General features: G+C 74.4%; 12 protein-coding genes. 9 read left to right on the top strand and 3 right to left on the bottom strand.

The features are described from left to right. Positions 1–66: 66 nt before the first annotated feature. A complete protein-coding gene (locus BLU95_RS43815) occupies positions 67–1,821 on the bottom strand; it encodes a serine/threonine-protein kinase (RefSeq protein WP_231978354.1) in 1,755 nt (584 codons plus the stop codon). A 204-nt stretch (positions 1,822–2,025) separates the two neighbouring features. Then, positions 2,026–2,676, bottom strand: a complete 651-nt coding sequence (locus BLU95_RS06665) for a TetR/AcrR family transcriptional regulator (protein WP_093859158.1) — start codon at positions 2,674–2,676, stop codon at positions 2,026–2,028. A gap of 207 nt (positions 2,677–2,883) precedes the next feature. Between BLU95_RS06665 and BLU95_RS06660 the strand changes: the two genes are divergently transcribed. The 9 genes from BLU95_RS06660 (at position 2,884) to BLU95_RS06620 (ending at position 12,779) form a co-directional block, all read left to right on the top strand. Then, the gene (locus BLU95_RS06660; protein WP_093859157.1) at positions 2,884–4,041 is read left to right on the top strand and encodes an agmatine deiminase family protein; all 1,158 of its coding nucleotides are present in this window, start codon (positions 2,884–2,886) and stop codon (positions 4,039–4,041) included. A gap of 165 nt (positions 4,042–4,206) precedes the next feature. After that, on the top strand, positions 4,207–5,211 hold the full coding sequence (locus tag BLU95_RS06655; RefSeq protein ID WP_093859156.1) for an agmatine deiminase family protein: 1,005 nt from the start codon (positions 4,207–4,209) through the stop codon (positions 5,209–5,211). Positions 5,212–5,239: 28 nt separating this feature from the next. Beyond that, entirely contained in the window at positions 5,240–6,892 is a 1,653-nt protein-coding gene (locus BLU95_RS06650) for an ABC transporter substrate-binding protein (protein ID WP_093859155.1), read from the top strand. Next, positions 6,889–7,848, top strand: coding sequence for an ABC transporter permease (locus tag BLU95_RS06645; protein WP_093864689.1), 960 nt, complete (start codon positions 6,889–6,891; stop codon positions 7,846–7,848). Before BLU95_RS06650 ends, BLU95_RS06645 begins: the two co-directional genes overlap by 4 nt. Continuing rightward, complete coding sequence (locus BLU95_RS06640; RefSeq protein WP_093859154.1) at positions 7,845–8,699, top strand: ABC transporter permease; 855 nt, start codon at positions 7,845–7,847, stop codon at positions 8,697–8,699. The genes BLU95_RS06645 and BLU95_RS06640 overlap by 4 nt, the downstream gene beginning before the upstream one ends. Beyond that, entirely contained in the window at positions 8,696–9,667 is a 972-nt protein-coding gene (locus BLU95_RS06635) for an ABC transporter ATP-binding protein (protein ID WP_093859153.1), read from the top strand. Before BLU95_RS06640 ends, BLU95_RS06635 begins: the two co-directional genes overlap by 4 nt. Continuing rightward, a complete protein-coding gene (locus tag BLU95_RS06630) occupies positions 9,660–10,499 on the top strand; it encodes an ABC transporter ATP-binding protein (RefSeq protein WP_093859152.1) in 840 nt (279 codons plus the stop codon). Before BLU95_RS06635 ends, BLU95_RS06630 begins: the two co-directional genes overlap by 8 nt. A gap of 172 nt (positions 10,500–10,671) precedes the next feature. Then, positions 10,672–11,898 (top strand): agmatine deiminase family protein, encoded by a 1,227-nt coding sequence (locus BLU95_RS06625; protein WP_093859151.1) that lies wholly within the window; start codon positions 10,672–10,674, stop codon positions 11,896–11,898. Beyond that, entirely contained in the window at positions 11,895–12,779 is an 885-nt protein-coding gene (locus tag BLU95_RS06620; protein WP_159424809.1) for a DUF8686 domain-containing protein, read from the top strand. Before BLU95_RS06625 ends, BLU95_RS06620 begins: the two co-directional genes overlap by 4 nt. Positions 12,780–12,822: 43 nt before the next feature. Here BLU95_RS06620 and BLU95_RS06615 read toward each other — a convergent pair whose 3' ends face one another. Continuing rightward, complete coding sequence (locus tag BLU95_RS06615) at positions 12,823–13,530, bottom strand: TetR/AcrR family transcriptional regulator (protein WP_093859150.1); 708 nt, start codon at positions 13,528–13,530, stop codon at positions 12,823–12,825. Positions 13,531–13,656: the final 126 nt, after the last annotated feature.

Here is a 13,656-nt window from a genome sequence, read left to right as displayed (position 1 = left end):
GAGCAGTCCGGTCGGGGCTCCGGTCGGGGGCCGGGTCCTGCCGCGCGGCGGGTGCGGCGGGCGGGCTCAGCCGTTGCGGCGGTAGTGGTCCACGGACACTCTGACCGGCCCCTCGGTGCCCGAGGTGGAGAGCACCCGGACCACGGCGAGCGACCGGCCGTCGGCGGACCGGACGCAGAAGGCGCCCCGGGGGCCGACGGCGCCGAACGGCACCCGCCCGGTCGGCCGGCTGCTCAGCCCCTTGACGCACTCGGCCACCCCCAGGGCGGCGTCCCGGCCGATGTAGGAATCGGCGGTCTCCGGGACCAGGAACTCGTTCTCGCCCCGGCCGAGGTACCAGGACACGCTGTCGGCCGGGACCACGGTGCCGGTCGCGAGGTCGAACTCGTAGCCGGCGTCCGCCGAGGTCAGCTCGGTCGCGCGGTAGGCGACGGCGTAGTCGGCGCCCGGGGTCGGGGTCGGCGTCGGCGCCGGGGTGGCGGACGGGGACGGCGTGGCCGGGGCCGGCACGGAGGCCGGTGCGGAGGTGGGCGCGGGCGTGCCGGGCGTGGCCGGGGCGGTCACCCGGTCCTCGGAGGTCGCGGCCTCCACCGTCTCCGGGGTGTCCAGCAGCAGCACGGTGGCCGCGGCGCCGACCGTCAGCGCGACGGCGGCGGTCACCGCGGTGCGCCCGAGGCCCGGTCCGCGGCGCGGCTTCGCCCGCGCCCGGCCACCGGCCGGATCGACGGCCCGGCCGTCGTGCGGTGCCGGCCGCCCGGCCGCCGTCACGGTGGCGCTCGCGGGCGGTAGCGCCGGGGCCACCACCGTCGGGGCCGCCGCCGACCGCGGGGCGAGCATCGTCGGTGCCTGGTCCGGATCGCCGTCGGCGGACCCGCCGGCCGCCTCGGCCGGTACCTGCGGCAGGTCGGCGTGCCGGGTGATCTGGCTGGTCAGCGGGTGCGGCAGCCAGTCGTCGCCGAACCGCAGGTGCCCGGCGACGGCCGGGTGCTCGCGGACGGCTGCGATCACCTCGGCGGTGGTGGGGCGGTCCTCGGGCCGCTTGGCGAGGCAGTCCAGCAGCAGTCCGCGCAGGCCCTCCGGGACCGGGTCGAGGTCGGGCTCCTCGTGCACGGTCCGGTAGAGCGTCGCCGGGTCCGGGCCGTCCCCGAACGGCGGGGCGCCGGTCGCGACGTGGACGGCCAGGGCGCCGAGGGCGTAGACGTCGGTGGCGGGTGTCGCGGGCCGGCCGGTGGCCTGCTCGGGCGCCATGTACGCGGGGGAGCCGATGCGCAGGCCGGTACTGGTGAGCGCACCCGCGTCGGCCGCCCGGGCGATGCCGAAGTCGATCACCCTGGGGCCGTCGGGGGCGATCAGGACGTTGCCCGGCTTCAGGTCGCGGTGCACCACCCCGGTGCCGTGGATCGCCTGGAGCGCCTCCGCGATGCCGGCGATCAGCAGCAGCACCGTCCGCTCGGGCAGCGGGCCGAAGCGCTGCACCACCTGTTGCAGCGACGGGCCGGGGACGTAGGTGGTGGCCAGCCACGGGGTGACGGCGTCCACGCCCGCGTCGACCAGCTGGGCGGTGAAGAGGCCGTGGATCCGCCGGGCGCTCGCCACCTCCTGGGCGAAGCGGGCCCGGAACTCCGGGTCCTCGGCGAGTTCGGGCCGGACCACCTTGAGGGCGACCGGCCGCCCGCCGGGGGTGTAGGAGAGGTAGACCCGGCCCATGCCGCCGGCGCCGAGCCGGGCGAACAGCCGGTAGCCGCCGACCTCGCGGGGGTCGTCCCGGGTCAGCTCCTGGAAGACCGGCGGCGTGGCGAAGGGGGATCGGTCGGCGGACATGCGGGCTGCCTCTCTCGGCGGGCTGGGCTGGGCGGGACGCGGGCGCCCCGGTCCGGCCCGGGAGCGGGCGGGGCGGGGCCGAGCGGGCCGGGGGCGTCCGGTCCGGGGGCCGGACCCACCCGGGGATCGGACCGACCCGGGGATCGGACGGGCCCGGGAAAGGGGCGTCCGGCACGCGCGGTGCCGCCGAGTTTAGAGGTTGCGTCAGGATCGACCGAATCCGGCCCCGGAGGCCGCCCCGGCCACGGCCACCGGGACGGTGCGGCCATCGGGGCCGGGCGGGCGGTGCCGGTCCAGCTCCGCCCCGATCGCCCCGCGCAGCAGCAGCCGGGCGTGCTCGACCGGCAGCGAGCCGCTGAGCCAGCGCACGCTGAGGCCCTCGACCAGCGCGGTCAGCCGTTCGGCGGCGGCCGCGTGGGCCGGGGCGGTGCCGCCGGGGTCGGCCCGGGCGAGCAGTTCGGCGACGTCGTGCACCCAGGTGTGGGTGGTCCGCGCGAGGTCCTCGCGGAGGTCCGGCTCGAAGACCGCGGTGGCCCTCAACTCGCCCCAGGCGATGCTGTTCTCGCGTACGTCGGCGGTGTCCTGGAGCTCCAGCAGCAGGACCTGTTCCAGGTCGGCCCTGGGGTCCTCGGTGCGTGGCGCCGGGTCCGGCTCGGCGGTGTAGTGGTCGGCCCGGTCGCTGATGAAGTCCAGGGTCCGGCGCAGCAGTCCGGCCCGGTCGCTGAAGTGGTAGTAGATGAGCGAGGTGGACACGCCGGCCTCGGCGGCCAGCTCGCCCACCCGCAGTCCGCGGACCCCCCGGCGGGCGATCACGCGGGTGGCGGCTCTGAGTATTTCCGTCCGACGGTCCGACATGGGCGCCCACTCTACGCGCTCCCTGGCTGGTCGGACCACGTTCCTGATGATCGTTTCAGGGTTATTGGTAAGCCGTGAACCAAATGCTTGACTGAATTTTCAGTTCGGTGCAGGATGCGGGGCAACCCCACAGGGCGACCCTCCCCACAGGGCGACCTTCCCCACGGGGCAACCCCACACCTCCCACCTTCTGCCAGGGAGCGCGACATGCACACCCCCACCCCCTCGCGTCGCGGCCTGCTCCGGTTCGGCGCCGCCGCGGTACCCCTGATCGCCCTCGGTTCCGCCGTCCCGGCCGTCGCCCGGGCGGCCGCCGCCCCGCCGCTGCGGATGCCCGCCGAGAGCGACCGGCACGACCGCACCTTCATGGCCTGGCCGGCCCTGCCCTCGGTCTGGCGCACCCAGCTGTCCGCAGTCCGCGACGACATCGCCAAGCTGGCCCACGAGATCTCCCGCTACGAACCGGTCGTGATGGTGGCCCGCCCCGGGCAGGCCGCCGACGCCCGCTACTACTGCGGACCCGGCGCCTACTACCGCATCACCGTGGTCGAGATCTCCAACGACGACCTCTGGATCCGCGACTTCGGGCCCACCTTCGTGGTCGGGCCGGGCACGATCGCCGGCGTCGACACCAACTTCAACGGCTGGGGCAAGGACGGCACCCCCTACTACCAGCGCTACGCCGAGGACGCCGCCGTCGCGGGCACCCTCCTCGCCGAGTACGGGGTGGACCGGATCCGGGCCCCCTTCGTCGGCGAGGGCGGCGCCCTGGAGACCGACGGCGAGGGCACCCTGCTGGCCACGGTCAGCTCCTGGGTGAACCCCAACCGCAACCCCGGCATGTCCCAGGCCGAGGTCGAGCGCGCCCTGCGCACGACGCTCGGGATGGACAAGGTGATCTGGCTGGACGGCGTGGCCGGCCAGGACATCACGGACGCCCACATCGACTGCCTGGCCCGCTTCACCGCGCCCGGACGCGTCCTGCTGGACCGGCCGGGACCCGGCACGGACCAGGTCTGGGTCAAGGTCTACGAGCAGGCCAAGCGGGCCCTGAGCACCGCCACCGACGCCCGCGGCCGCGCGCTGACCGTGGTCGAGCTGCCCGCCCCGGACCGGAAGCGGATCCGCGGCCGCGACCTCGGCAAGGACTTCCTCTCCAGCTACAGCAACTTCTACGTGGCCAACGACGCCGTGTTCGTCCCCCAGTTCGGCCACGGTGCGGCCGACGCGCGGGCCCGCGCGATCCTCCAGGCCGAGTTCCCGACCCGCGACATCGTCCAGGTCGACATCGACAACATCGCCTCCGGCGGCGGCGGCATCCACTGCGCCACCCAGTCTCAGCCGTCCGTCCCGCCGCTCCGCTGACTCCCCGGCGGCCCGTCCGTTCCCCACGGAGACGGGCCGCCGGGGCTCCCCGTCCGCAGCCCCGCACCTACCTCCCGCAGTACCCGTGCACCTCCCGCAGCACCCGGCCGCCCCGCGCAACCGACGCGCCGGGCCCGGCCGGGCCCGAAGAGAACGAGGAACCCGATGACCTACCGCATGCCCGCCGAGTGGACCGAGCACGACGGCTGCCTGATGGCCTGGCCGGTCCGGCCGGACCTCTGGGGCAACACCCTCGACGAGGTGAAGCGCGAGTACGCGGCCGTCGCCCGGGCCATCGCCGAGTTCGAGCCGGTCACCATGGTGGCCCCGCCCGGCCACGGCGACGAGGCCCGCGAACTGTGCGGCCCGGACCTGACCGTCCTCGAACTCCCCCTGGACGACTCCTGGTTCCGCGACTCCGCGCCGATCTTCGTCCTGGACGAGGAGGGCCGCCGGGCCGGCGTCGACTTCCGCTTCAACTCCTGGGGCCGCAAGCACCACCCCTGGGACGCCGACGACCGGATCAGCGGCCTGCTGCTGGAGCACCTCGACGTGCCCGCGATCCGCTCGGAGATGATCCTCGAAGGCGGTGCGATCACCGTCGACGGCGAAGGCACGCTGATCACCACCGAGCAGTGCCTGCTCCACCCCAACCGCAACCCCGACCTGGGCCGCGAGGAGATCGAGGCCGAACTGAAGGCCCGGCTCGGCGTCACCAAGATCATCTGGCTGCCCTACGGCGGCGCCCTGGACACCGAGACCGACGGCCACGTCGACGGCGTGTGCGCCTTCGTCGCCCCCGGCAAGGTCGTGGTGCAGCTGCCCGCCGACCCCGGCCACCCCGACTACGTGCGGATGCGCGCCAACCGCACGGTGCTGGAGCACTCCACCGACGCCCAGGGCCGCCCGTTCGAGATCGTCGACGTCACCCAGGCCGCCTTCGTCGAGGTGGACGACGTCCGGGTCGAGGTCGGCTACCTGAACTTCTACGTGGCCAACGGCGGTGTCGTCGTCCCCGTCGCCGACCACCCCGAGGACGCCGGCGCGCTCGCCGTGATCGCCGCCGCGTTCCCCGACCGCAAGGTCGTCGGCGTGCGGTCCCGGGTGATCGCGTTCGGCGGCGGCGGCGTCCACTGCATCACCCAGCAGCTTCCGGCCGCCCGCGCCTGACCCAGCCAGCGAACGGAGAACCACCCTCATGACTCCCACCGCACCCACCGGACGCACCCGGACCCGGCGCCCGCTCGTCGCCGCCACCGCCCTGCTCGGCGCCGCCGCCCTGGTCGCCGCCTGCTCGGGCCCGCCCCGCGGCGGATCCACCGACGGGGCCGGCATCCAGCTGTCGCCCTCCAGCCCGCCGGCCGCCGGGGACATCGACTCCTTCACCTGGGCCACCTACGCCGAGCCGCCCACCCTGGACTACCTCCAGGCCTTCGACTACCCGCAGAACACGGTGCTGTCGAACGTCTGCGAGAGCCTGATGCGCTGGACGCCCCAGCTCACCCTGGCCCCCGGCCTGGCCGAGAAGGCGTCCAACCCCGACCCCACCACCTGGGTCTACGACCTGCGCACCGGTGTGCACTTCCACGACGGCTCGGTGATGACCGCCGAGGACGTCGTTTACAGCCTCGGCCGGCAGATGAACCCCGACAACGCGGCGGCCTGGGCGCAGTCCTTCCAGAACGTCGACACCGTCACCGCGACCGGCCCGCTCCAGGTCACCGTCAAGCTCAAGCGGCCCGACTCGCAGTTCCCGCAGTACATGGCCACCGCCGCCGGCACCGTCGCCGCCAAGGCCGGGGTGGAGGCCGCGGGCAAGGACTACGGCACCAGCGGCGGCCTCGACTGCACCGGGCCGTTCAAGCTCGGCAGCTGGGTCAAGGGCCAGTCGATCGAACTCCAGCGCTTCGACGGCTACTGGGGCAACCGGGCGAAGGCCGGCAAGGTCGTCGTCCGCTTCCTCACCGACCCCTCCGCGCGCACCAACGCCATGCTCAGCGGCGAGGTCGACGGCGGCTACCTGATCCCCACCGAGAGCTACGAACGGCTCCGCAACGGCGGCACCGGCACCCTGTACTTCGGCGAGGGCCTCAGCACCGTCAACCTCAACGTCACCAGCATGGACGGCCCGCTCGGCGACCTCCGGGTGCGCCAGGCGCTGTCGCTGGCCCTCGACCGCACCGGCTTCGTCCGCACCGGCCTCGCCGGCGCCGGCACCGTCACCGGCTCGCTCACCACCAAGGCCGCCTGGGGCGCGCTGCCCGAGGACGTCCGCGCCGCCGCGTTCGCCCACCTCACCCCCACCGCCCAGGACATCGAGCGGGCCAAGGCCCTGGTCAAGGAGGCCGGCGCGAGCGGCCGCACCCTCACCGTCGCCACCAGCAGCATCGGCCAGGACGTCTCGCTGCTCGCCACCGCCGTCCAGTCCGCCGGGGCCCGGATCGGCCTCAACGTCCAGTTGCGGACCATCGCCCCGAACGCCTTCACCTCGCTGTTCACCGACCCCAAGGCGCGCGAGGGCCTGGACATGTTCCCGGAGACGTACTACGACTCCATCACCGACCCGCTCGACCTGCTCGCCAACTTCCGCACCGGCGCCTACCAGAACTTCGCCGGCTACAGCGACCCCGCCTACGACCAGCTGGTCGACCAGGCCTCCGCCGAGTACGACCCGGCCAAGCGCGGCGCGATCGAGGCGCAGCTCCAGCGGACCGCCTCCGAGCAGTTGCTGTGGATCCCGGTCGCGGAGTGGCCCACCGCCGTCTTCCTGAACAAGCGCATCACCGGCGCCCCGACCACCATCTCCTACCTGTACTACCCGTGGGCCGCCGACGTGGGGGCCGCGCGGTGACCTTCCTGCGATTCGCCGTCCGACGGCTGGTCGAGATGGCCGTCACCCTGCTCGGCGCCTCCTTCGTCGTCTTCGGGGCGATGTACCTGGCGCCGGGCAGCCCGGCGAGCTTCCTGCTGTCCGGGCGCTCGGCCTCCCCGGCCGCCCTGCAGGCGATCAACGAGCAGTACCACTTGGACGACCCCTTCCTGGTGCGCTACCTCCGCTGGCTCGGCCAGGTGCTGCAGGGCGACTTCGGACGCTCCCTCACCTACCGCACCGACGTGTCGGACCTGCTCGCCGACCGTCTGCCCGCCACCCTGCTGCTGGTGGCCATGGCCCTGCTGGTGGTCGTCGCGATCGGCCTGGTGCTCGGCTGGATCGGCGCCGTCCGCGGCGGCGCGACCGACTCCGCGATCCTGGTCACCACCACCCTCGCCGTCGGCACCCCGTCCTTCGTCGCCGCGGTCCTGCTCCAGGGCCTGTTCGCGGTCGAGCTGGGCTGGTTCCCGACCAGCGGCGCGGGCGACGGCCTGCTCGACATGGCCTGGCACCTCACCCTGCCCGCGGTCGCCCTCGCGCTCTACCTGATCGGCATGCTCGCCCGGGTCACCCGCTCGGCGATGCTGGACGCCCTGGAGGGCGAGCACGTCACCGTCGCCCGCAGCCGGGGCGTGCCCGAGCGCGAGGTGATCCGCCGGCACGTGTTCCGCAACTCGCTGGGCACCGTGCTCACCACCGGCGGCCTGATCGTCTCCACCCTGCTGGTGTGCACGATCCTGGTGGAGTCCGCGTTCAGCGTCGGCGGCCTCGGCCAGCTCCTCGAACTGTCCACCACCACCAAGGACTTCCCGACCGTCCAGGCCATCTCCCTGATCATCGTGGCCCTGTTCATGACGGTGAACCTGCTCGTCGACCTGCTCCACCCGCTCGTCGACCCCCGGGTCACCCTCGGCTCCAGGAGGTCCGACGCATGAGTGTCGCCCTCGCCCGGCGGCCCGGCCTCGCCCGGGTCAAGTCCGCCCGCGCCCCGCTCTACCGGATCTGCCTCGGCCTCGCCGTCCTGGTCGTGCTCGCCGCGCTGCTCGCCCCCTGGCTGGCCCCCGACGACCCGAACGCCGTCGACCTCGGCAACGCCCTCGCCGCCCCCTCCGCCGACCACCTGCTCGGCGTGGACGCCGCCGGCCGCGACACCCTCGCCCGGCTGCTGATCGGCGCCCGCACCTCGCTGCTCGGGCCGCTCGGCGTGGTCGTCTTCTCCACCGTCGCCGGAGTCGCCGTCGGCCTGCTGGCCGGCTGGCGCGGCGGCTGGATCGACTCGGTGCTGTCCCGCAGCACCGAACTCGTCTTCGCCTTCCCCGGCATGCTGCTCGCCATCCTGATCGTCGCCGTGTACGGGGAGGGCCTGATGGCCCCCGTCGTCGCCCTCGCGATCGCCTACCTGCCCTACGTCTCCCGCCTGACCCGCTCCCTGGTGCTGGCCGAGCGCATGCGGCCCTACGTCTCCGCCTACCAGGTCCAGGGCCACTCGGCCCTCCAGATCTGCCTGCGGCACGTGCTGCCCAACATCGCGCCGATCGTGCTCGCCCAGTCCACCGTCAACTTCGGATACGCCCTCATGGACCTGGCCGGCCTGTCCTTCCTCGGACTCGGCGTCCCCGCCCTCACCCCCGACTGGGGCCGCATGGTCTTCGACGGCCAGACCGCGATCCAGCACGGCTACCCGCTCTCCGCGATCCTGCCCTGCGTCCTCATCGTGCTCACCGTCGTCGCCTTCAACGTCGTCGGCGAGCGCTGGGCCGACCAGGTCGCCCGGAGGACCACGTGAACGCCCTCGACGTCCGGGAGCTGCGCCTGCGCCTGCCCGGCACCGCCCGCCCGGTGCTCGACGGGGTCGACCTCACCGTCGCCCCCGGCGAGACCGTCGCCCTGGTCGGCGAGTCCGGCTCCGGCAAGTCCCTCACCTCGCGCGCCGCCCTCGGCCTGCTGCCGCCCGGCGCCGTCCCCGCCGGCGAGGTCCTCGTCGACGGCCACGACGTCCTCACCATGGACGCCGCCCGGCTGCGCGAACTGCGCACCGGCCGGGCCGCGATGGTCTTCCAGGACCCGCGGGCGGCGGTCAACCCGCTGCGCCGCATCGGCGACTTCCTCACCGAGAGCGTCCGCCTCACCGGCACCATGAGCGCCGCCGACGCGGACCGGCGCGCCGTCGAACTCCTCGACGCCGTCGGCCTCGGGCCCGAGCTGATGCGCCGCTACCCCGGCCAGCTCTCCGGCGGCATGCTGCAACGCGTCATGATCGCCGCCGCGCTGATGGGCGACCCGGTCCTGCTGCTCGCCGACGAGCCCACCACCGCGCTCGACGTGACCAGCCAGGCCGAGGTCATCGCCCTGCTGGACCGGCTGCGCGAACGCTTCGGCACCGGCCTGCTGTTCGTCACCCACGACCTGGGCCTCGCCGCCGCCATCAGCGACCGGGTCTACGTGATGTACGCCGGGCGGATCGTCGAGTCGGGACCGGCCGAGGCCCTGTTCGAACGGCCCCGGCACCCCTACACCTCGGCGCTGCTCTCCTCCACCCCGAGGCTGGACGGCCCGACCGGCCGGCTCGCCGCCATCGACGGCCAGCCGCCGGACCTCCGGCAGGAGCTGACCGGCTGCGCGTTCGCGGCCCGCTGCCGGTACGCGACCGACCGCTGCCGGGACGAGGCCCCCGCGCTGCGGCCGGCCCCCGGGCGGCCCGGGCAGCCGGCCGCCTGCCACCACCCGCTCGAAGGGAGCCCCGCCGATGTCTGAGGCAGCCACCGGCACCGCCCTGCCGGGCCTCGCGGCGGACACCGCCGCGCTGGAGGTCACCGGCCTGTGCCGGACCTTCGGCGCCGTCCGGGCCGTGGACGAGGTCTCCTTCACCCTCCCCGCCGGCGGATCGCTCGGCATCGTCGGCGAGTCCGGCTCCGGCAAGACCACCACCGCCCGGATCGTGGTCGGCCTCGAACGGGCCGACGCGGGCCGGGTCCTGGTGAAGGGCCGGGCCCGCACCGGCGGCGCCCGGGGCAGGGCCGAACGCCTCGCCCGGGCCCGCGAGGTGCAGATGGTCTTCCAGGACCCGTACCTCTCGCTGGACCCGCGCACCAGCGTCGAGGCCGCTCTGCGGGAGACCCTGCGGCTGCACTTCCCCGGCACCGACCACCAGGCCCGGATCAAGGAACTGCTGGACCAGGTCGGCCTCGGCACCCGGGCGGCCGAGGCACTGCCCCGGCAGCTCTCCGGCGGCCAGCGCCAGCGCGTCGCCATCGCCCGGGCGCTGGCCGTGCAGCCGGCCGTCCTGGTGCTGGACGAGGCGGTCGCCGCACTGGACGTATCGGTCCAGGCCCAGGTGCTCAACCTGCTCGCCGACATCCGCGAACAGACCGGCATCGGCTACCTGTTCATCACCCACGACCTCGGCGTGGTCCGCTGCGTCACCGACGAGGTCGTGGTCATGCGGCACGGACGGATCGTCGAGACCGGGCCCACCGCCGAGGTCCTCGACGACCCGCGGCACGCCTACACCCGGCTGCTGCTGGAGTCCGTGCCCCGGCCCGGCTGGGATCCCGACCGGATCGCCGCCGCGCGCCGCGCCCTGTGAGCCCCCCGGCCCGGCAGCCGCTCGGGGTCTGCCGGGCCGGGGTCTTCGCGGGCGTCGTTCCGCCGTCCCCGGATTCACCCCGATGGCGGGTACCTGCCGCGGCCGGTCCTGACCCGGCCTTCAGTAGCGTGCGGGACCGTACCCCCTCAGGCACCTACCGGAACGAGGCCCCATGGCTGACCCGGCTCACCCGGCCCACCCCGGGCCGTCCCGCCGTTCGCTGCTGCGGTCCGGGACGGCACTCGCCGCTCTGGCCCTGACCGCCGGCTGCTCCTCCGACAGCGGCGACGAGCAGCCGCCGAGCCCCGCCGGCACCGCCTCGGCCCCGGCGCCGTCCGCCTCCGGCAGCCCCTCCGCCTCCGGAAGCCCGGCCGCGGCCGCCCGCTCGATGCCGGCCGAGTCGGCCCCGCACACCCGCACCTTCATGGCCTGGCCGGCCCTGGAGGAGGTGTGGGGCGACCAACTGCCCGGCGTCCGGGAGGACATCGCCGGGCTGGCCCGCGCCATCGCCGGCTTCGAGCCGGTGGTGCTGCTGGCCCGACCCGACCAGGCCGAGCAGGCCCGGCAGGCCTGCGGCTCCACGGTCGAGGTCCTGGAGCTGATGGTCGACGACCTGTGGGCCCGCGACACCGGCCCGACCTTCGTCACCGGACCGCAGGGGCTCGCCGGGGTCGACTTCAACTTCAACGGCTGGGGCAACAAGCAGACCCACGCCAACGACAGCCAGGTCGCCCGCAACCTCCTCGACCACTACGGCATCCCGCGGATCCAGGCGCCGGTCACCGGCGAGGGCGGCGGCATCGAGGTGGACGGCGAGGGCACCCTGATGGCCACCGAGAGCTCCTGGGTCAACCCCAACCGCAACCCCGGCAAGACCCGGGACCAGATCGAGGCGGCCTTCAAGGACCTGCTCGGCGTCAGCACCGTGCTGTGGTTCCAGGGCGTCGCCGGTCAGGACATCACGGACTGCCACATCGACGCGCTGGCGCGCTTCGCCGAGCCCGGCACCGTCGTCATCCACCGCCCGGGCCCGGACACCCCGCCGGACAGCTGGACCATGGCCTCCGACCAGGCCCTCCAGGTCCTCGCCTCGGCGAAGGACGCCCGGGGCCGCACCCTCAAGGTGGTCGACCTCCCCGAACCGGACATCGACCTGATCCCGGGCGCGGGCAAGGACTTCCTCGCCACCTACCTCAACTACTACGTCTGCAACGGCGGTGTGATCGTGCCGCGCTTCGGCGACCAGGCCGCCGACGACCGGGCCGCCGGCATCATCGGCGACCTCCACCCCGGCCGGAAGGTCTCCCAGGTGTCCATCAACCACATCGCCTCCGGTGGCGGGGGCATCCACTGCGCCACCCAGCAACAGCCCGCCGTCCCCGGCACCAGTCCGGCGTGAGCGGGCGCCGGCTGCGGGACCGCCGCTTCCTCCTCGTCCTGCTGATCCTCGCGGTGCTGTGCTCGGCCGGGATCGCGCTGTACTTCAACGAGCGCAACACCCGCCAGCAGACCCGGGAGCTCTCCCTCCCCACCACCGGCGACTGGGTCGAACTCGACGTCACCTCCCAGGACATCGACGCCGCCGGCGGTGAGATGACGCTCTACGTGGTGCCCGTCCCGCACGGCACCCTGGCCCAGGACCCGGAGTCCGGCACCTTCACCCGGCGGGTCGACATCACCGTGCGCGCCACGAGCCGCACCGAACTGCGGGCCGAACCGGGGGAGGCGGCCACGCCCAAGCCGGTTCCGGTCAACCTCTACGGCGGCACCCCGACCGACTACCCCTTCGACCGCTACCGCTTCGAGGTGCTGTTCTCGGCCGCGGACGCCACCGGCGCCGTCCCGGTCGGGGTGGTGTTCGGCGACGCGGACCCGTTCTTCTTCGTCCGCCCGGCCGGCACCCCGTACGGGGCGGAGGGCACGGTGTTCGAGGGGCGGGTGAGCAGGGCCCGGAGCACCTTCATCCTGGCCTGGTTCATGATCGCGGCGATGTGGGCGCTCGCGCTGGCGGTCCTGGCCGGGGCGGAGGTGCTCTACCGGGGCCGCCAGGGCATGGTGTGGCCCTCGCTGGGGTGGATGGCGGCGACCCTGTTCGCGCTGATCGGCATGCGCAACGCCGCGCCCGGAGCGCCGCCGATCGGCTCGCTGATCGACTACGTGGCGTTCTTCTGGGCGGAGGGCATCATCGCGGCCTGCCTGGTGGTCACGGTCGTCTCGGGCAGCCGGGTCGAGCACCGCAAACGGGTCGACGCCGTCGGGCCGGCCGGGGCGGATCCGTGACGGCCCGTCCGTCGGCCCGTCCGTGGGCTTGCCCGTCGGGCCGTCAGCGGTCCCGGGGGCCGACGGTCGAGGCCAGCGAGTCCAGCAGGGTGCGCAGCACCCGCGCGGCGTCCACCGTCCCGTCCAGTGAGCCGATGGCGGCGATGCCGTCCACGGCAGCGGCGAAGGCCTCGCCGAGCGGCGCGGGGTCGGTGTCGCCGCCGCGCTCGTCCGCGAGCGCCCGGAACAGCCGGACGAAGCAGGACCGCCACCGCCCGTACTCGGCCTCCAGGGCGACCCGGACCCGCTCGTCGTTGAGGGCGAGCCAGTGCAGGGCCGCGTGCAGCCGGGCGAGGTCGGGGCTCTCCGGGCGGGTGAGCAGGGTCAGCACCCGTTCGGCCCGTTCGGCGTAGCCGCCCGGGGCGGCCACGGCCTCCTCCAGCGGGGTGATCCACTCGGGCCTGATGTCCGCGACCACGGCCACGATCAGGTCGGTCCGGTCGGCGAAGTGGTAGTGGCACATCCCGTGCGAGACCCCGGACAGCGCGGCCACGTTGCGGGTGGTGAACCGGCCGGCCTCGCCGCCCGCGAGCAGGATCCGGGCCGCGGCGATCAGCCGGGCCCGGGTCTGCTCGCCCTTGGCCGAGGTCCGGGCGCGGCCGGTGCCGGCCGTCCGGGCGGCGGTCGTGCTCCGGGGGGCGGCCGGTGCAGGGCTGCCGCCGACCGCGTCCTGGGTGGTGGCCGGGTCCGCGCCCGTCGCCTGTGTCGCCATGGCGGTCACTGTAACGACTGCCGGGGCCGGGGGACGGGCCGATGCTGCGCAAAGTATTGACCGAGCGCTTGGTCAGTTCTACCTTTTCGGTCAACTGCTCGACGAGCAGCGGACGTTGACACGGAG

This window comes from Streptomyces sp. TLI_053, assembly GCF_900105395.1.
Classification (GTDB): Bacteria; Actinomycetota; Actinomycetes; order Streptomycetales; family Streptomycetaceae; genus Kitasatospora.
The sequence above is the reverse complement of the archived record's forward strand: the minus strand, read 5'-3'. Positions and strand labels throughout refer to the sequence as shown.

What these genes read in the sequence shown, in the direction of transcription:
- BLU95_RS06665 (WP_093859158.1), bottom strand. Translation starts at nt 2,676, where the DNA reads ATGTCGGACCGTCGGACGGAAATACTCAGAGCCGCCACCCGCGTGATC.
- BLU95_RS43815 (WP_231978354.1), bottom strand. Translation starts at nt 1,821, where the DNA reads ATGTCCGCCGACCGATCCCCCTTCGCCACGCCGCCGGTCTTCCAGGAG.
- BLU95_RS06625 (WP_093859151.1), top strand. Translation starts at nt 10,672, where the DNA reads ATGGCTGACCCGGCTCACCCGGCCCACCCCGGGCCGTCCCGCCGTTCG.
- BLU95_RS06615 (WP_093859150.1), bottom strand. Translation starts at nt 13,530, where the DNA reads ATGGCGACACAGGCGACGGGCGCGGACCCGGCCACCACCCAGGACGCG.
- BLU95_RS06655 (WP_093859156.1), top strand. Translation starts at nt 4,207, where the DNA reads ATGACCTACCGCATGCCCGCCGAGTGGACCGAGCACGACGGCTGCCTG.
- BLU95_RS06650 (WP_093859155.1), top strand. Translation starts at nt 5,240, where the DNA reads ATGACTCCCACCGCACCCACCGGACGCACCCGGACCCGGCGCCCGCTC.
- BLU95_RS06630 (WP_093859152.1), top strand. Translation starts at nt 9,660, where the DNA reads ATGTCTGAGGCAGCCACCGGCACCGCCCTGCCGGGCCTCGCGGCGGAC.
- BLU95_RS06640 (WP_093859154.1), top strand. Translation starts at nt 7,845, where the DNA reads ATGAGTGTCGCCCTCGCCCGGCGGCCCGGCCTCGCCCGGGTCAAGTCC.
- BLU95_RS06660 (WP_093859157.1), top strand. Translation starts at nt 2,884, where the DNA reads ATGCACACCCCCACCCCCTCGCGTCGCGGCCTGCTCCGGTTCGGCGCC.